The organism is Pseudomonas sessilinigenes (assembly GCF_003850565.1).
Lineage (GTDB): Bacteria > Pseudomonadota > Gammaproteobacteria > Pseudomonadales > Pseudomonadaceae > Aquipseudomonas > Aquipseudomonas sessilinigenes.
Genome location: NZ_CP027706.1, coordinates 1,974,540 through 1,990,808, shown reverse-complemented (window position 1 = coordinate 1,990,808; position 16,269 = coordinate 1,974,540). Strand labels below are relative to the sequence as shown.

Annotated in this window: 18 protein-coding genes and 1 tRNA gene; 5 read left to right on the top strand and 14 right to left on the bottom strand. The window is 56.9% G+C overall.

Annotated features, from left to right (window positions below; genetic code table 11):
* Positions 1–7 precede the first annotated feature (7 nt).
* From C4K39_RS09480 to C4K39_RS09465, 4 genes are all read right to left on the bottom strand, one after another.
* A complete protein-coding gene (locus tag C4K39_RS09480; RefSeq protein WP_164487272.1) occupies positions 8–1,279 on the bottom strand; it encodes a cytochrome P450 in 1,272 nt (423 codons plus the stop codon).
* 128 nt (positions 1,280–1,407) lie between these two features.
* Complete coding sequence (locus C4K39_RS09475; RefSeq protein ID WP_124346205.1) at positions 1,408–2,598, bottom strand: cupin-like domain-containing protein; 1,191 nt, start codon at positions 2,596–2,598, stop codon at positions 1,408–1,410.
* On the bottom strand, positions 2,588–4,543 hold the full coding sequence (locus C4K39_RS09470) for a radical SAM protein (protein WP_124346204.1): 1,956 nt from the start codon (positions 4,541–4,543) through the stop codon (positions 2,588–2,590). Before C4K39_RS09470 ends, C4K39_RS09475 begins: the two co-directional genes overlap by 11 nt.
* 36 nt (positions 4,544–4,579) lie before the next feature.
* Positions 4,580–5,611: a radical SAM protein gene (locus C4K39_RS09465; RefSeq protein ID WP_124346203.1), complete on the bottom strand. Its 1,032-nt coding sequence runs from the start codon at positions 5,609–5,611 to the stop codon at positions 4,580–4,582.
* Between the two features lie 241 nt (positions 5,612–5,852).
* Between C4K39_RS09465 and C4K39_RS09460 the strand changes: the two genes are divergently transcribed.
* Both C4K39_RS09460 and C4K39_RS09455 read left to right on the top strand, forming a co-directional pair.
* On the top strand, positions 5,853–6,560 hold the full coding sequence (locus tag C4K39_RS09460; RefSeq protein WP_124346202.1) for an autoinducer binding domain-containing protein: 708 nt from the start codon (positions 5,853–5,855) through the stop codon (positions 6,558–6,560).
* Positions 6,561–6,826: 266 nt separating this feature from the next.
* Positions 6,827–7,393: an acyl-homoserine-lactone synthase gene (locus tag C4K39_RS09455; RefSeq protein ID WP_124346201.1), complete on the top strand. Its 567-nt coding sequence runs from the start codon at positions 6,827–6,829 to the stop codon at positions 7,391–7,393.
* A gap of 61 nt (positions 7,394–7,454) precedes the next feature.
* Here C4K39_RS09455 and C4K39_RS09450 read toward each other — a convergent pair whose 3' ends face one another.
* From C4K39_RS09450 to C4K39_RS09430, 6 genes are all read right to left on the bottom strand, one after another.
* Positions 7,455–8,153: an HAD-IA family hydrolase gene (locus C4K39_RS09450; protein ID WP_124346200.1), complete on the bottom strand. Its 699-nt coding sequence runs from the start codon at positions 8,151–8,153 to the stop codon at positions 7,455–7,457.
* 150 nt (positions 8,154–8,303) lie between these two features.
* Entirely contained in the window at positions 8,304–8,465 is a 162-nt protein-coding gene (locus C4K39_RS31495) for a hypothetical protein (RefSeq protein WP_164485015.1), read from the bottom strand.
* 108 nt (positions 8,466–8,573) lie between these two features.
* Positions 8,574–8,939: a glycine zipper domain-containing protein gene (locus tag C4K39_RS09445; protein WP_031321282.1), complete on the bottom strand. Its 366-nt coding sequence runs from the start codon at positions 8,937–8,939 to the stop codon at positions 8,574–8,576.
* Between the two features lie 380 nt (positions 8,940–9,319).
* Positions 9,320–9,514, bottom strand: a complete 195-nt coding sequence (locus C4K39_RS09440) for a hypothetical protein (RefSeq protein WP_124346199.1) — start codon at positions 9,512–9,514, stop codon at positions 9,320–9,322.
* A 184-nt stretch (positions 9,515–9,698) separates the two neighbouring features.
* Positions 9,699–10,031: a DUF2388 domain-containing protein gene (locus tag C4K39_RS09435; RefSeq protein WP_124346198.1), complete on the bottom strand. Its 333-nt coding sequence runs from the start codon at positions 10,029–10,031 to the stop codon at positions 9,699–9,701.
* A 66-nt stretch (positions 10,032–10,097) separates the two neighbouring features.
* Positions 10,098–10,736, bottom strand: coding sequence for a TetR/AcrR family transcriptional regulator (locus tag C4K39_RS09430; protein ID WP_164487271.1), 639 nt, complete (start codon positions 10,734–10,736; stop codon positions 10,098–10,100).
* A 92-nt stretch (positions 10,737–10,828) separates the two neighbouring features.
* Here C4K39_RS09430 and C4K39_RS09425 point away from each other — a divergent pair, with 92 nt between their 5' ends.
* Entirely contained in the window at positions 10,829–11,836 is a 1,008-nt protein-coding gene (locus C4K39_RS09425; protein WP_124346196.1) for an alpha/beta hydrolase, read from the top strand.
* A gap of 4 nt (positions 11,837–11,840) precedes the next feature.
* Here the strand turns inward: C4K39_RS09425 and C4K39_RS09420 are convergent, their stop codons facing one another.
* Positions 11,841–12,278, bottom strand: a complete 438-nt coding sequence (locus C4K39_RS09420) for a hypothetical protein (RefSeq protein WP_068577328.1) — start codon at positions 12,276–12,278, stop codon at positions 11,841–11,843.
* Between the two features lie 85 nt (positions 12,279–12,363).
* Positions 12,364–13,188, bottom strand: coding sequence for a hypothetical protein (locus tag C4K39_RS09415; protein ID WP_217884170.1), 825 nt, complete (start codon positions 13,186–13,188; stop codon positions 12,364–12,366).
* A gap of 126 nt (positions 13,189–13,314) precedes the next feature.
* Between C4K39_RS09415 and C4K39_RS09410 the strand changes: the two genes are divergently transcribed.
* Positions 13,315–13,614, top strand: a complete 300-nt coding sequence (locus tag C4K39_RS09410) for an Imm32 family immunity protein (RefSeq protein WP_124346194.1) — start codon at positions 13,315–13,317, stop codon at positions 13,612–13,614.
* A gap of 222 nt (positions 13,615–13,836) precedes the next feature.
* Here the strand turns inward: C4K39_RS09410 and C4K39_RS09405 are convergent, their stop codons facing one another.
* Entirely contained in the window at positions 13,837–14,805 is a 969-nt protein-coding gene (locus tag C4K39_RS09405; RefSeq protein ID WP_124346193.1) for an acyltransferase family protein, read from the bottom strand.
* A 333-nt stretch (positions 14,806–15,138) separates the two neighbouring features.
* Positions 15,139–15,228: transfer RNA gene (locus C4K39_RS09400), tRNA-Ser, on the bottom strand.
* A gap of 318 nt (positions 15,229–15,546) precedes the next feature.
* Here C4K39_RS09400 and C4K39_RS09395 point away from each other — a divergent pair.
* A complete protein-coding gene (locus tag C4K39_RS09395) occupies positions 15,547–16,236 on the top strand; it encodes a crotonase/enoyl-CoA hydratase family protein (protein WP_068577885.1) in 690 nt (229 codons plus the stop codon).
* Positions 16,237–16,269: the final 33 nt, after the last annotated feature.

The following is a 16,269-nucleotide window of genomic DNA, read 5'->3' as shown; positions in this document are numbered from 1 at the left end:
AAACACCTTAGTTGCGCTTGATAAACTCCAGGCACACGCCCGGCTCGGAAGTCATGAACAATCGGGCTTTCAATGTCGGCTCATTGCCATCCACTGCGCGCAACTCATAGCGTTGCGCAATACGCAGCAGAATCGTCTTGCCTTCGGCCTCGGCCAAATGGATGCCGATGCACTTGCGCGCGCCTGCACCGAAAGGCAGATAGGCGTATTTGTGCACTTGCTTGATGCGCTCCGGCGCAAAGCGTTCCGGGTCGAACTTCAAAGGCTCTTGCCAGTACTGCGGACTCCGATGCAGCCCCCACTGGGCCACGATGAAGTCCGCGCCCTTGGGAAACAGGTAGTTCTTGTACTGATAGTCTTCCAGCACTACCCGGCTCATGCCCCAGGACGACGGGTAGAGCCGGAGCGACTCCTTGAATACCCAATCGGTGTAATCAAGGCGCTTCAAGTCTTCCAGGGTGCAGATTGCATCGCCGAGTTCAGCCTCGACTTGGGCATGCAACTTTTGTTGTTCCCGGGGGTTTTTCGCCAACAGGTAAAGGGCGAACGCCACGCCATTGGCGGTTGTTTCATGGCCGGCCAGAAACAGGTTCATGACCTCATGCCGAAGTTGGATATCGGTCATCCCTTCCCCGGTATCCTCGTACACCGCAGACATGTACATCGATAACAGGTCGTTATGCTGCAGTTCCTGGTTCTGACGACGATCGTGGATGATCCTGTAGATGATGGTGTCGATCTTCTTCTTGGCGTTCTCGTACGCCTGCTGATCGTCAGCACTGATGCTCGCCGGCGACCACAACTTCAGCAGCGAGTACTCCTGCAAGACCTCGAGGGCCGCCGTGACATCGCTGGTAAAGCGCTGGATATCCGTGGAAAACAAACACTTGATGACAATCCGCAGGGTGAGTTTCTTCATCTCCTGGGTTGCATCGAGAACGCCCTCGGAACGTGCATCCCACTCTTCGAACATCTCGTTGATGCATTCGTGGAATACATTGCCGAAAGCGTCGACGCTGCGCTTGCTGAAAGACGGATTGGCGATCTTGCGCTGACGCTTCCACTCATCACCGATCAGCGTCGACAGCCCATTGCCAATGGCCGGGCTGATCTTTTCCATGGTTTCGGCACTCTTGGAAAAAAACCGCTCGTCACCAATCAGCATACTTTCGATAAAGTCGGCATCGGCAATGAGATAGCCGTCGATACCCGGCAGGTAAACAATGTTGCCGTACTTCTCCAGGGCCCGTGTGGTCAGGCCCAGAGGGTCCTTCAACATATAGGAAGGATCATTGAACTCGGGAGAGCTATCATCGCTGCCCGGTACCGGATCAAAGCCGGTGCGAACCTGGAGTGCCGCTTCCGTTGCCTGGGGCAAATCGCCCTTCCTCAAGTCTTTCAAATTACTCATAGCTGGACACTCTCATAGTTATCACGATTGACAGATAAGACTCTTGGCTCACCATTTACAGCGAAAAAGTTAAGCGACCAGGACACTTCCAGATTCAGGACGTGATGCCACCAACCGGCCGGCAAATACAACATGTCGCCAGCCTGCAACTCGCAAACAGTGGATACCGAGTGCTGATAGTCTGGAAACTTGTCTGCCTGATAGTTTTCCGGATCCACGCGACTAGGCTCATACATCAGGTTTCCGCCAACACTTGCCGGGTACAGGAATCTTGTTTCACTGGGAGCATACAGGCGTATTTTCTTGCGCCCTTTCAATTGCACCAGAAAGTTATCAACCATATCCCTGTGCAATCTCAGTCCGGTGCCGGCCGGACCTATCCACCACCTTGGCGTGTTGAAGACTTCCCGTGCAAAAACACTCGGAAAGCGATAACTATCCTCCAGTGCCGGTGGCACGGTATTGGCCGCCATATAACCGTGGACAGGTGCGTCCGGGACATACAAGGACTCTACATAGTCGGCAAACGAAGTCTTCTGATACTTGGGCGGGCGAGCATTTTCCAGATCGTATTCTTCGAGAAGAAGACTGACATCCAAACTACCCAGGTGACTTACGATCTGGCCGACAGACATACAGAAAATCGGCCATGCAGTAGCAGCATTTCTTACAATTACCGGCTCGCCACGCTTCAGATACGGCTCGATATCTCGCTGGTCGGCAATAACCTGGCACAGCGGAAAATCCTTTCCTTGAGTACTTCTGGTCGCCAATTGAACAATGCGCTGAGTGTCCACCAGGGCACTGTTGAAAATAAAATTCAACAACTTCATCACATCGACGGCAATTTCGGTGTGATCGCTGTCCGCGCTGATCAGCAATTTTCCGGTATTGAACAACGTCAGCGGGTCATCGACCTTGTTCGCCAACACCTCAAGCGTCGTATCGCTGAGAGTAATGCTGGCGCGTGGTGGACACTGCGGTGCGGTAAATGACCAACTCAATGTCTCGGAAACATCCATGCAGCCCAGGTGAGTTCCGGATTCAAGTTGCCAGTGATAACGCCCCTGTAGACCACGAAGTGCCCAAACAGGAACTTTCTCGCTCAATGTCTCGATCAATCGAAGGTTGGAAACTGCATTTGCCAACATCGCATAGGCTCCCTGCCAGGCCAGATCAAAGCTCAAATAACAGATCCTTATATTCGCGCCTGAATACAAGGCCTATTGCATACTCGATGTAACGCATGAACAGCGCGGCATAGCCGCCGCTGGCGGGCGCTACTTTCGTAGCCAGTTCCAACCATTCTCCAGCGCTGGAAAAATTCGTATAAAACAACCGGGTAAACACATAATCACTGGAGGCAAGCCTTACATCGGAAAAATGCTGCTCACCAAAGAAAGAAATGATCGGCTGTATGCGCTTTGAATTCCGCAGGAACAACTCAAGCAGCCAGCTGTGACAAACATCTTCCTGCAACTTTCTGTCGTCAGGTGCCACCTCGTTCAGCAATGCCTTGATATCGCCAGGCAAGAGTCGAGGATCACCGCTGCTGTCGAGCAGATTTGCCAAATCCGCCCAAATTTCCGAGCAGTCATCGAGGCATTGCTCCAGATGCAGTGCAATAAACTGACTGAAAGACTTGTTCTTCCGATGCGCCTGACACATCAAGGTATTGGCGACGTAGTTGAAAAAACTGTATATCCGCTCTCGATCCCCCAGAGCACTCACGAGAAACTCCGGAAAATGAAAGGTCGGCCATTTGGAGTCCGTGGCGATGACACCATCGCGGCCAAAGGAATAAGTGCTATCCCTGGCAACAAAATCCTGGGTCCTGCCGATGCCAAACACGCGGGTGCTGGGAATTACGTAGCCGGCCTCATACTTATTGGTCAGCCCACTTTCTTCCAGAAACGCCAAAGTACGAGCGATGGTGTGTCTATCTGCATGCGCGTTCCCCAGGAAGAACGAAATGAGGTTCGAGTACTCGATCGGCGCACTGGCGGTGAACTTTGCCTGATCCTCCAGCTTGCGGTTTTTTTCCTCATGAATTTCCGCGCGTATCGAAGACAGGCTTTTGAGAAAGGTAACGGCTTGTTCGCGCTTGTACGGCACCCTTGCCCGCTTCAGGTTCTCTTCGTCCAACGACAGAATATCGTTCATCGCCCCGGTATAACCGGCACGCATCATGGTCTTCAGCTCATCGTGCCCCAGTGAAGGCAACGAATACCCCGACCATTTAATCGGGCGCTTCTTATAACGTTCATTGAGCCGGATGACCCGCTCGGCCAACTCCAACGCAAAACCGGCTCCACCGATATTCAGTTCAGAGCAGATGAACCAGAAATCATAAAGGTCGTTTTTTAACAGAAACTCCAGATCGGCTTCGACCACGTCCAGGTTGCGCTTGTCGATACGCTTGCCCTTGACATCAGGCTCGACACAGAAATAGCACTGGAACGGGCATCCGCGGGACACTTCCACGGCAATGGTCGGTGGTGTTCTCGATTGTAATGCCGGGCCGTAAAAGGCCTTGATCTCATTAACGATATCAAGACGATACTCCGTCGCTTCGGCTGGCTTGTAGAAACCTACATCGTTATAGATGTACTCCGAGCCGTTCTTGTGAATCAGCCCCGGCACCGCCCCCAGATTGCGACCGCAAAGCGTGTCGTTAAAGGCTCGAAAGAAGCCGTCAGGGCAGCCTTGCAAACCAAGATCAATCTCCAGATAGTTGGCCAGCTTTCTGGCATGAGTGGTGAAGCCAAACCCGCCCATGATGATAGGCGCATCCGTCAACTCCCTGACCAGGCGAATCAAGCGCTTGCTGTCTTCAACAGGGTAATAGGTTCTAAAATAGCTACCTGGTTCACCATCCACCGCATCATAGTTGGACAGATCAAGGGAATCGCCTTGCCGTAGATGTATACCAATCATCTTCGGGCGCTGGGTCTTTATCACGTTCTTCAGGTGCTCGTACCAATGCTGAACGTATAGCAAATCAATACGTGTCACCCTGATATCGAAGCGCCGGGCAATTTCACTGATCTGAACGAAGGCATACGGATATATCGGACGCCAAGGCAAGTTGCAGCAATTCAGCAATAAAAAATCAGTTTCCTGCGTATTCACGGCGTATCATCCCTGTACAACGATGCAGAAAGCTATTTAGCTGGTCAAAAACATTGGTAACTTGAACACTGCCTTGCGCGAATTGCAGCCCTGGCAAATTTCCATATTGCCCAACTGTTTCACTCGGCTTTTAACAATCCTCTTCAGATTGTCATTATCAATATGACCAATATTTGATACGTGCCCGAAATCCTGGAAGCAGCCGAGTATCTCGCCGGTATAGCTGATACTGACGCTACCATCGCCGATTGCACAAAAGTTGCGATTCTCAAGAGTGCCCAACAGGGCATTCAGCATGAACTTGACCTTGCCCATGCCTGTTTTGTATTCACTCTCGGACAGGTTCAAGCTCAACTCACGAACGAGCTTCTGACGATATTCGCTTTCGAGCTTTGCGTTGATATCCCCACCGCGGTTCCACAGCGGGAATAGATAGATGCGCTTGAAACCCAAGCTGCGCAAATGTGCGACGGTTTCCGGCAGCGTGCTATAAATCACCGGACCGCCCGTCAAGTGGACAATCACCTTGTCCGCTGCAGCTTCGGCCAATGCAGCAATGTTGCGCCAGATTTTCTCGTGATTCAGGCCAATATGGACCTTGTCGAAAATCTCTTTCCGAATAGAACTGACAGACAGCCTGATAACATCAACGTTCTGCACACAGGCATCTATATTGCGCTGGTTGAAGGTGACCGCAGTTGTTGTCACATCGGTCAATACGCCCGAGCGGCGCATCATGCGCAAAAGCTCATGGAACTCTGGATGAATGGTCGGTTCGCCCCTGCCCGCCAAGTCAAGTTCCCAGACATAGGAAGGGTCTATTTGCGAAACTATCTTATCCATGGTCTCCAGCGAAATGAAACCATAGTCCTTAATCACTGAGCGGGGGCACATACTGCATGCTGCTGGGCACGATGGCGTCGCCTCAACATTGACAAGTACCTTCTTAAGCACGGGCAGTTCTCTCCATTGATTTTTATATTCCCTGTGGAGCTCATCTAGACTGCCGGCGCGTTCAAACAGCTCAGCCCGTCCGTCCTTCAACAATCTAGAGACATTATCGCTCATCTGTAACTACCACTATTGGTAGGTACTCAGCGAGACGAATTCTCTACTCTTTCTATTCGCCGATACGCTATTGAGCAAGTTGCTGGAGAGCGCCCGTCGCCACATCTTTTTTCTGACGCCAAGCTTACATCTACGTATATTTGATACTTATAAACTTGATTTCCAACGTAGAACTGGTCAGATTCGCGGCGCAACTCGATGTCACCGCCGTATGAAAGGTGACAATACAAGGAGGGTACTTATGAAAAACTGGCAAGATGACTTACTGATGATAACGGACCTGAAACTTTCCGAATCTCAGATAGTCAAGAGAATTCAAGAAGCCGCTACGATGCTTGAGTTCGAATACTGTGCCTATGGGCTACAAGTGATTTTTCCCGAGGAGAAGGTGGTGATGTTCAACAACTACCCTCGTCAATGGCAGAGGCGCTACGACACTGAAAACTACCTGGCCATTGACCCGATAGTGGCACAAGGGAGGCAATCCCAGACACCGATCATCTGGGCAGACTCGGTATCTCGCGAAGCACCGATATTTTGGGAGGAAGCACGTGCAGCAGGACTTAAAGTTGGGTGGTCGCAATCAAGTATCAACGCCGCTGGGGCAGCCAGCATGTTATCCCTCAGTCGATCTTCACAACCCATCACCCGCCAGGAACTGGATGCCAACGAAATAAAAATGCGCTGGCTGGTAAATGTAGCCCACCTGGCACTTTCAAACCGCATCAGCACCCGCCTTGCCAACCCCTACGAAGTTAAGCTGACATCCCGCGAAAAAGAGGTTCTAAAGTGGACTGGCAGCGGAAAGACCTCATTTGAAATATCCTGCCTGCTGGCCATATCAGAAAATACGGTGAACTTTCACATCAAGAACTCCATCCTGAAACTCAGCGCAGCCAATAAGACCGCTGCAGTTATCCAAGCCTTCCTGACAGGACAACTGATTTAAATAACAACAATAGAAAACAATAAGACAAACCCAAGCCGAAAACCTTCTCTGCCTTAACATTCCCCTTTTGCACCTCAGGCTCAGGAACACCTTTGCTCCCAAGCCATGCTGGCGCCGGCTGCCCATCCCCCTGTCCGGCGACCAGCACCAACCGCGCCAAGGCTTTTCCCTGGCAAAAAAAGGCCTGCCACCTACCAATAATGGTAGGTACCCGGCTTTACTGGCTAATTTACGATCGCCCTCGACTTGAACGCCGAGGATGTATGATGCGTATTTTTTCCGGAAATGGTAAAGCATTAGGCTCGCAGCTTAAGCAGGATATTGCTTCTTATCGTTATAAGGTATTTGTGGAAAAGCTCGGCTGGCCATTGGATTGCCCCGACCAATTGGAACTCGACGAGTTTGACCGGGATGACACTCTCTATCTCGCGGCCAAAGATGAAACAGGTGCTATTGTTGGCACCGCACGCCTGCTACCGACAACCCGCCCTTATCTATTATCGGAAGTCTTTCCCGACCTGCTGGGTTCAGATCAGCCGCCGTCCCAGACGCATGTCTGGGAGCTGTCCAGATTCGCCGCTGTATCGCTCGATAAAGACACCGACGCGATGAATGCCTACTCCTCAGCCAGTGCGATGTCGCTGCTGCTTGAAGCCTTCGAGTACGCCAGGTCCCTGGGGGCGCGCAAGCTACTGACGGTTTCACCCAGTGCAATTGCACGGCTGCTGATCAAGAGAAAGTTCAATATCCGGCAGCTTGGCCCCTCCAGAATCAGCGAGGGACTGAGCATCATGGCCCTGGAAATCGACCTGTGCGCGGCGCGCACGCATTAAACAGCTGCATCTTCTCGCACCACCCAGACGCAGCCATTGCCGCGCCTGGGCAGGCGGCTATCTAGGCCGGCCAGTCCAGCCTGGGCAAGCCACACGCAGCAGGCTGAAAGGCCTGCAACGACCGCAGGATCGCATCGGCATGGGCAAACTTGCTGTCGGCCATGGCCGCATCAGGGACTGCGATCACGCTCATGCCGGCGGCCCTGGCTGCGGTCACGCCGAACGGTGAATCCTCGAACACCAGGCACTGCTGCGGCTCGACTCCCAGGCGCCGGGCGGCGGTCAGGAAGATGTCCGGCGCCGGCTTGGCGGCGGTCACTTCCGGGTCGTCGGCGGTGACGATGGTGTCGAACAGGGCGAACCAGTCGCCATGGCGGGTGGTTTTCTCGACGAAGGACATCTGCGAAGAGCTGGTACCCACGGCGATCGGAATCCGGTGCTCCTTGAGATGGCGCACCAGCTGCTGTGCCCCGGGCATCGCCTCGGCCCGGGGAAAGCGCTCGCGCATCAGCGGCTCGCGCATCACCAGGAACTCCTCGGCAGTGATCGGCAGGTCCAGGGCCTGCACCACATAACGCGCGAGGTCGGCGGCGCCACGGCCGATGATGTTCTGCTTGATGGTCCAGTCGTAGGTACGGCCATAACGCTCGGCGATCAACTGGGTGATCTCGGTGTAGATGCCCTCGGTATCCAGCAGCAGACCGTCCATGTCGAAAATGACCGCCTTGATCGGCCCAAAATCATTCAACTGTGCATTCATCGCATCTGATCCGTTAGCAAAAGTACATTCCAGGGAGCGGCTCAGGTACGGCCCGTTCGTTAGCCAGCCTTTCGATGAAAGGGTTCAGCAGCATAGCGGCGGGCCTGTGCCAGGGGCAACCCGGCACAGGTGCGACGGGGCACGCAGGCTTCAATCGCGCGGGTCGGGCCCGCTGGCGTCCGGATCGAGGGCTTCTTGCAGAGGGACGCGGGCATCGTCCAGCAAGGAACCTGGGTCCTCGTTGCCCGGGTCGTTGATCACCTCGGGCTCCCCGGAGATGGGTTGGGTGTTGCCTGGAGCTTCACGGGCCATGATCGCCTCCTCGATCGCCAGGACCATCCTGGCAAGTATGGCGAAACCTGGGCGAGGCGCACAAAAAACCCGGCGCATGGCCGGGTTCTCGGGTTGCTTGCGCCTGGATCAGTGACGCTTCTTGTGCCCCATGCTGCTGCCCAGGGCACCGCCCGCCGCACCACCGATGCCAGCACCGACAGTGGCGCCGGTGCTGCCGCCCAGGCGATTGCCGATCAACGAGCCACCAGCCGAACCCAGGCCGCCACCGATCGCCGCCTTGGCCCGGCTGCCCTTGCGCGCACCAGCCGCGCTGCCGGCTGCCCCGGCGACACCCGCGCCGATGGCCGCTCCGGTGCTGCCGCCAAGCTTCTGCCCCACCACATTGCCCAGCGCGCCGCCGAGGCCACCGCCAATGGCTGCTGTACCGTCACCGGCCATCGCGCCTTGGGCCAGCAAAAGTCCCACAACCAGGGCAGGGAGAGTTAAACGCATGACTTGAACCTCGAAAAAAGACTGTCGAACTGACATGTAAGAACCCGGCGCCGCATGACTCGACGCAGGTCACCGCGAAACCACCCGGGATTTGGCGCCGGATTGGACAACCAATTCCAGAAGAGTTTTATCACCACGCAAAAAAAAGCCCGCTGGGGAACGGGCTAGGGTGTTGCGTTTAACGGATGGTTTGAGCCTACGCAGGCAGATGTGAAGAAAGCGTGAAAAATTTCACCGCCAGGCCCGACGTCCCTCCAACACGACCTCTGTCGCCCCCGGCCTGCGGGCGTGGCGGCGCGGGTGAAAAATTTTCTGCCGCCGGTCACCCGCGCCTCTTCGCCCACATACAAAAAGCCCCGCAAGTGCGGGGCAGTCGTTACTCAAGATCGCTTGTTCTTGGGCAGGGCCCGAGGAAAAAACATCGTATTGCTGGCGACCGATGTCACCGCGGATTTTTTCCTGACGACATTCACAGAAAGCTCAGCCTTCGCCTCGAATGCCGCCTGCCCGCAACGCACCAAGTTGTTGATTGGGAACTCATCCCCGTTGTCTTCGATATAAGCAAGACTCCTCATCTCCCAGCTCCCTCCAACAACCGACCAGCACCGGCAAGCTCCTGATTGCCTGGAAAGTACTGATCGTCACGGCGCTTGAGACTAGACAGTCATTTGCCGACCTGCCGGCCAAAGCACCGCAGACGCCGACGAGCGGCCAGCCAGTGGAAGAAAAACTGATCCAGGGCAAATTTTCCCTCGGCGTTCAGCTGTCGTACGCCGCCAGGGCCCGGGCCAGGCGCATGTCGTCGGCATCACTGGCAGGATGCAGTGTTCGGTAGCAACGCAGCGCCTGCTCCAGCTGGGCGCCGCGAATCTGGCCCCCGGAACCGACGAAGGCCAGGGCATCGCCTTTGGCCGAATGAAAGATCTCGCCAGGATTGGATGTGGTGCCCAATGTGCCGAACGTGGTCAGGCCGGTTACCCCGGTGACCATCATCGAGGCGCGGTCCACGGGGTTCCTCTCCTCTCCCGCCACCACCACGAACGGGGCGACGCACAACGCACAGATCAATAACGCCTGATTGCAACTCTTCATCAATGGATCGCCATCCTGGGCCAAGGCAAGCGCGCAACTTAGCATCCGGCGTGTCCGAACGCAGCCTCAAGCCGCTGGTGATTGCCAACGGGACAGGTAGGCGATCGCCGCCTGCTCCGCCTCGACGCAAATGGTTTCACTGATGCGGCCTTCGGCCAGGTAGCCGTACTTCATGCAGGCAAATGCGATTTCCACCGCCAGGGTGGTCACGTCCGGCTGCCGGGGCAGGCTGTCGAAGCCACCCCGGGCCAGCAGGTAGTCGCGCAGCAAGCTACCGATCATGGCGTCCTTGCGCTCGTGGGCCTGGCTGTCCAGCGGGGTGAAGTTGCCGCGCAGGAGCAGCAGGCTGGCGGCCGGGTGAGCGTTGTAGTAACCGGCAACGCCGCGGATGACCCGACCGATGGCCTGCTTCCAGTCGCCTTCGGGGCCGGGCCGGGAGTTATCGATCAGCGCGGCGATACGCTCCATCTGCAGGCTCGCCAGGTGGGCGAGCAACGCGTATTTGTCCGGAAAGAACTGATAGATGCTCGCCCTCGGAACCCCGGAGCGCTTGGATATCTCGGGTATCGATGCAGCATCGGGACCCACCTCCTGCAGCAGTTGCTCGGCAGCCGCCAGCACCTTGGCCATGCGGGATTGCGAGCGCTCCTGTTGAGGCAGCCTTGCGCCCTTCTTGCCCTTGGGAGCCGACGAAGTGTCTTGCATGGGAGAAAAATCCGACATAAGTTATGTTTTAACGTGACAAATGTCACTTTCGATAAAGCGCTCCATCTTCCCTGTCCAGAGCGAGGTCCGCAATGAGCTACCAAGACCAGCATCAGTGGAAAGCCATCCAAGCCTTCCTGCCCAAGGCCTACCAGATCGACGCCAGCAACGCCCCACTGGAGGAATACTGGTCGTGGCGTGGCCACAATGTGCATCTGGATCGCTTCGTCAATCCGACAGCACCGGCCAAGGTCATCCTGTTCCATGGCGTGGGCACCAATGGGCGGCAGATGTCGACGATAGCCGGCTTGCCTCTTGCCCGCCTGGGGCTGGAAACGGTGGCGATCGACATGCCCGGCTACGGCGAGACCCAGGTCGCCCCAAAGGCCCAGGTGCGCTATGACACCTGGGTGGAACTGGCCCACGCGCTCATTGAACACGAGCGTCGCCGGGACTCGCGGCCGATCTTTCTCTATGGTCTGAGCGCCGGTGGCATGCTCACCTACCACGCAGCTGCCATGAACCAGGAGGTGGCGGGCATCATCGGCATGACCTTCCTCGATCAGCGCGTGCCCCTAGTCAGGGAACAGACCGCCCTAACCCCGCTGCTGGGCCGGTTGGGTGGGCCACTGATACACGCTCTGGCGAACACTCCGCTGGCCGGGCTGAAGATACCGATGTGGCTGGCCAGCAAGATGCACACCCTGGTCAATGACCGAGCCGCATTAAAAGCCTGCCTCAAGGACCGCACCTCGGCCGGCAACTGGGCCAGCTTGCGCTTTCTGAGTTCCTACCTGAACTACGTGCCAGTGATCGCCCCCCAAGACTTCAAGGCCTGTCCGGTCCTGCTGACCCAGCCGGCAGCGGACCGCTGGACGCCGCTTAAGCTCAGCCAACCGTTCCTCGAGCGACTGGCACAGGTCGAGGTGCAGACCCGCCTGCTGGAGAACGCCGGGCACTATCCGTTGGAAGAGCCGGGGCTGACCCAGATGAACCAGGCCATTCTTCAATTCATCGAGGCGGTCCTGGCCAGTACCAGCGGGACGCCGCCCACACCCGGTGCCCAGAACCACCCCGAGTCCCTGGGCCAGCGCAGTTGAGCCCTCAGGTCCGGGCCAGGAAGCTGTCGGCGTCGCCGCCTTCGCATTTCCAGTCGGCGAACACCCCGACCAGATTGCAGGAATCACACCGGCAGCCAATGTAGTACCAGCGCACATCGTTGCTGTCGGCATAGAGCGCGACTGCCGAAGTGATCGCAAAATGTTCGTGGTCACAGACGCAGATATGGTTCTCGAAAGCCGCCTGCACTGCGTAGTCGGCGCTGTCGCCCAGCAGCTTGACGGCTGCGCACCGGGTGCAGGTGCTTCTGCCCGCGCCGACCTCCTCGTCGGTTTCCAGGGTGAACCGGTCGTTCCCGCAGGCGCATCGGGCAGCGTTGAACCTCACCGCTTCGTAGCTTGATTGGCTATAGCGGCGGATCTCCGGCTGGATATCCGCGTCTTCGCTGCCGTACCTGTAGCGGCCTTTCTTTGAAATCGTCATGGTGTCTCCACTGCCAGTGGTTATCCGCCGTGGATGATCTGTCGGGCCCGTCGGCGAACACCCGGGCGCCAGGCAATCCAGCTCTTCAGGCCTGTGCCGTCGCCGGGACGGGTACTTCGAACATACGGCGGATAGTGTCCTGGATACGCAAGATATCCGAGACTGCGTACAGCCCCACCGAAGGCGCCAGATGGCTGCTATCCGGAGGATGGGCGACACAGGCGGCAATTAGCGTCACCTGGCCGGCAGGATCGGGCTGGAACTTGATGCCACTCACGCCATACAGGCTCTTGCGCCGGATGCCATCGTTGTACAACTCGCCCTGGGCGGGCGTTTGCTGCAACTGTTCCAGCGTCGGCACCTGGTCGAACACCTGGGCATAGAACTCGATGATCGGGCTTTCGTTGATGCTGCCCAGGCGATGCACATAAGCGGCGTAGAACCTGCCCTCCAGGTGGATGGCCAAGACATCGCCAGCGCGGTAGAACGTTATGGAGTCAGGGAGCGCCGGCTTGCGCGCCAGGGCCACGGGAGGCGCTTGCAGGCCAGCGCTGAATTCCTGCGAGCGCTGATGAAACTTGTCCCCCAGGGCCACCGCTCGATTCAGCTCCTCGATCGCTTCCACGGCCCGGGCGGTAATACTCGGCTCGGCCAAGCCATATTTATGCAGCAGCGTGGCCAGCGCGAGCCAGGCCTTGTGCCGGTAAAGCGGCGCCACCTGCGACTCATCCGCCAGCAACACGCAATTCCAGCGAGCCAGGAGGCTTGGCAACACCGCATCGTTCAGCGAGCCCTGGTGACCCTGCTGCTGTGCGACCATCGCCTTCCAGGCCAGCCGGGCAAGATCCTCGTCCAAGGCCTGGACCAGGTGCCTGGCGGCCAGTTTCTCCAGCAACTGCTGATGTTTCACAAGCTCATCTCCATTCGATGCATTGTCCAGTGCCATCCGGGGCGCTACAGCAGGCATATCCGCTGTGGCCGTTGTTTGTTTCAATGGCGGCCTGCAGCCAAGCACCTGCCCCGGGAAAATCGCGCAATGATAACGATCGACGCCTTCAAGGCATACGGCACCCGAACCGGTTCGCCTACGCAAATACCACTGGACGAAATAACCCTGCTCGCCTCGCCCGCCACTCTCAAGGCGCTGGGGGATTTCCTGGTGCACGCGGCACAATGCATGGAGGAAGACGGCATGAAACACCTGCACCTGCAGGATGCCTGGGCCGACTTCGATCCTCGGCTCCACGTGGACCTGGTGCTGGTGAATAGCGAGCAGGCCACCGAACACGCCCCGCAAACCACGACCGGCGACAGCGCCGGCATTCCCCACGGGTAACGCCGACGCCAGAGGTCATAGAGCGTTTGCGGTTCGCCGCGTATGCCGAGCCCGTGTCCGGTTCCGACTACTAATTCGCCGAAGCGAACCGCGTGCAGGTCATGGGCGAGCCAGGTTGGGAGGCGGCCAGGGAAGCAGCCATCGACCGCTTCAACGAGATCCAAGCCAGATATTCCTCGTCAGCGGCAGCAGCGCCTCATTGAATAGGCGCCGTTTCGCTTGTTATAGAACGCGGGGTTGCCCCTCGGCGGCAGGACTCGGCTGGTTCTTCAGTTTTAGCGCTGGCTTTTCGATTAAGTACCAGCTGGCAGAGGAGAACAGTACCAGTGCGAGGGCCAGCAATGTCCCTGTCAGAAAGGCGTTGCCCGGCTTATACGCTGCGTTGATAAAGAGAATCATCGGGATGTGATAAACGTACATCCCGTAGCTCAAGTCGGGAATTTTAGACGGGATAAGCTTGGCGCCGGACATACCGGCCCATACGACCGCGAATGCCTGCACCACAGAGGGTGCCATGTCGCCGCCGATGCCTGGAATAGGGATATACGTCCACAGGCAAACCACCACGAAGAACACCCACGGCAGCACTGAGCCAAATCGCATCAAGCGCTCTTGATACAGGAACATCAAATTCCCGGTGAAGAACGCAGGCGCCAGGTACGAGAGGACGTGATAGTAGGGGCTGATTGGCATTGTGGTGATTTTCCACGAGATCACGCTCGCCACTGCCAGCAGCAACCAGATGTACACCGGCCGCTTATATGCCCCCAAAGCCCAGAGAATTGCCAGCACGGCATAGGCCAGCTCCTCCCAGGCCAAGGACCATAAAGCCGAATTGGTATGGGGCGGCATCATCAAGCCTCCAGTGACCCAGACGGTAAGCGAGTTGATCAGAAATGTGTAATCGAGCAGGACGTATCCCAACAACAACGAACAGATCAGCGCCGGAAAAATTCGCAACGCCCGTTTCCTGGCAAACGCAGTCCAAGAGCCTGTATTGGCGAAACTCTTAAGCACCAAAAAACCACTGACCGCGAGAAACGCTGGAACAGCTCTGATAAAACCGGGCCAGCTGAAATGCGGGTCCAATGAAGCCCAGGTGTGAACCACCACTACTTCAACTGCCAGTAATAACCGGATCAAATCGAAGCTTGGGTAGCGGACAGTTGTATTTAATATGGGGTTGGACATGTCGCGACCTTTTTCAATAGGGCGCCATCCTATCCGATAGCTTTCACGCCCTGTAGCCCCTTCTACAAGCTCCCAGGCTCGCCCATTCGGCGTGCACGGCGGCCCGCCCGCTCGGGCACAGCGATACAACGATGGTGAAAAACACTAAGGCCGCCGAATACCCTCGGACACGAAGAGCATGGCGGGATTGTTTCCAAGATGATGGGACTCAGGACGGACTATGGCGGCCTAAGGGCCGATTTTTTTGCCCTAAAAATGCCCTAAGCTTTCTATCGGGCAACAAAAAACCCCTGAAAACTTCAACGTTTTCAGGGGTTTAGAGTACATCGAATATGGCGGTGAAGGAGGGATTCGAACCCTCGATACAGTTTCCTGTATACACACTTTCCAGGCGTGCTCCTTAAGCCACTCGGACACCTCACCGTTTCTCTTCAAACCGATTCAGTCTGTCGAGGCGCGCTAATGTAGTCGAAAGCTTTTCAGATGGCAAAGGTTTTTTTCAGAATTTTCATGCGCTTAAGCACTTTTCTGGTTTTCGGGCCTACGCGCGCCCATGGCACAAGGCAAACCGGCCAATCTTCGGCCTGCTCCACGCTGCCGTGCGGCTATACATAGGCAGCCCAGCAGGTCGTGCGGCCTGCCGCCCGGAGCAAAGCCTGACTCACCAGTCAGTCACGGCGCTTTACCGGACCGATCATGCTGGGTAACTTCTGCTGCACTTCTAATACAAGGAATTGCGTCATGAGTGAGTTGATTTCCTACCATCTCGAAGACGGTATCGCGACCCTGACCTTGAGCAATGGCAAGGTCAATGCCATCTCCCCGGACGTGATTGCCGCCTTCAACGCCGCACTCGACCAGGCCACTGCCGATCGCGCGGTGGTGATCATTACTGGTCAGCCGGGGATTCTGTCCGGGGGCTACGACCTCAAGGTCATGACCGCCGGCCCCAAGGAGGCCGTGGCCCTGGTGACCCTGGGCTCGACCCTGGCCCGACGCCTGCTGTCCCACCCTTTCCCGGTGATCGTGGCCTGCCCGGGGCACGCGGTCGCCAAGGGCGCATTCCTGCTGCTGTCCGCCGACTACCGCATCGGTGTCGAGGGGCCCTTCAGCATCGGCCTCAACGAAGTGCAGATCGGCCTGACCATGCACCACGCTGGCATCGAGCTGGCCCGTGACCGCCTGCGGCGCTCGGCCTTCCACCGCTCGGTGATCAACGGCGAGATGTTCGACCCGCACAGCGCCGTGGATGCCGGTTTCCTCGACAAGGTGGTCAGCCCCGAAGAACTGCAAGGCGCAGCCCTGGCAGCGGCACGCCAACTGAAGAAGATCAACATGCTGGCCCACAAGAACACCAAGTTGAAGGTGCGCAAGGCCCTGCTGGACAATCTGGACAACGCCATTATCGAGGACCAGGGACACCTGGGCTGAACCTCGGCATGACGAAACATGGCCCGGCCCTTG

Coding starts and splice junctions, on each gene's coding strand:
- C4K39_RS09450 (WP_124346200.1), bottom strand. CDS start 8,153: ATGAATGCACAGTTGAATGATTTTGGGCCGATCAAGGCGGTCATTTTC.
- C4K39_RS09405 (WP_124346193.1), bottom strand. CDS start 14,805: ATGTCCAACCCCATATTAAATACAACTGTCCGCTACCCAAGCTTCGAT.
- C4K39_RS31495 (WP_164485015.1), bottom strand. CDS start 8,465: ATGGCCCGTGAAGCTCCAGGCAACACCCAACCCATCTCCGGGGAGCCC.
- C4K39_RS09430 (WP_164487271.1), bottom strand. CDS start 10,736: ATGCAAGACACTTCGTCGGCTCCCAAGGGCAAGAAGGGCGCAAGGCTG.
- C4K39_RS09480 (WP_164487272.1), bottom strand. CDS start 1,279: ATGTTGAAGGACCCTCTGGGCCTGACCACACGGGCCCTGGAGAAGTAC.
- C4K39_RS09465 (WP_124346203.1), bottom strand. CDS start 5,611: ATGAGCGATAATGTCTCTAGATTGTTGAAGGACGGACGGGCTGAGCTG.
- C4K39_RS09410 (WP_124346194.1), top strand. CDS start 13,315: ATGATAACGATCGACGCCTTCAAGGCATACGGCACCCGAACCGGTTCG.
- C4K39_RS09440 (WP_124346199.1), bottom strand. CDS start 9,514: ATGAGGAGTCTTGCTTATATCGAAGACAACGGGGATGAGTTCCCAATC.
- C4K39_RS09395 (WP_068577885.1), top strand. CDS start 15,547: ATGAGTGAGTTGATTTCCTACCATCTCGAAGACGGTATCGCGACCCTG.
- C4K39_RS09455 (WP_124346201.1), top strand. CDS start 6,827: ATGCGTATTTTTTCCGGAAATGGTAAAGCATTAGGCTCGCAGCTTAAG.
- C4K39_RS09435 (WP_124346198.1), bottom strand. CDS start 10,031: ATGAAGAGTTGCAATCAGGCGTTATTGATCTGTGCGTTGTGCGTCGCC.
- C4K39_RS09445 (WP_031321282.1), bottom strand. CDS start 8,939: ATGCGTTTAACTCTCCCTGCCCTGGTTGTGGGACTTTTGCTGGCCCAA.
- C4K39_RS09460 (WP_124346202.1), top strand. CDS start 5,853: ATGAAAAACTGGCAAGATGACTTACTGATGATAACGGACCTGAAACTT.
- C4K39_RS09420 (WP_068577328.1), bottom strand. CDS start 12,278: ATGACGATTTCAAAGAAAGGCCGCTACAGGTACGGCAGCGAAGACGCG.
- C4K39_RS09425 (WP_124346196.1), top strand. CDS start 10,829: ATGAGCTACCAAGACCAGCATCAGTGGAAAGCCATCCAAGCCTTCCTG.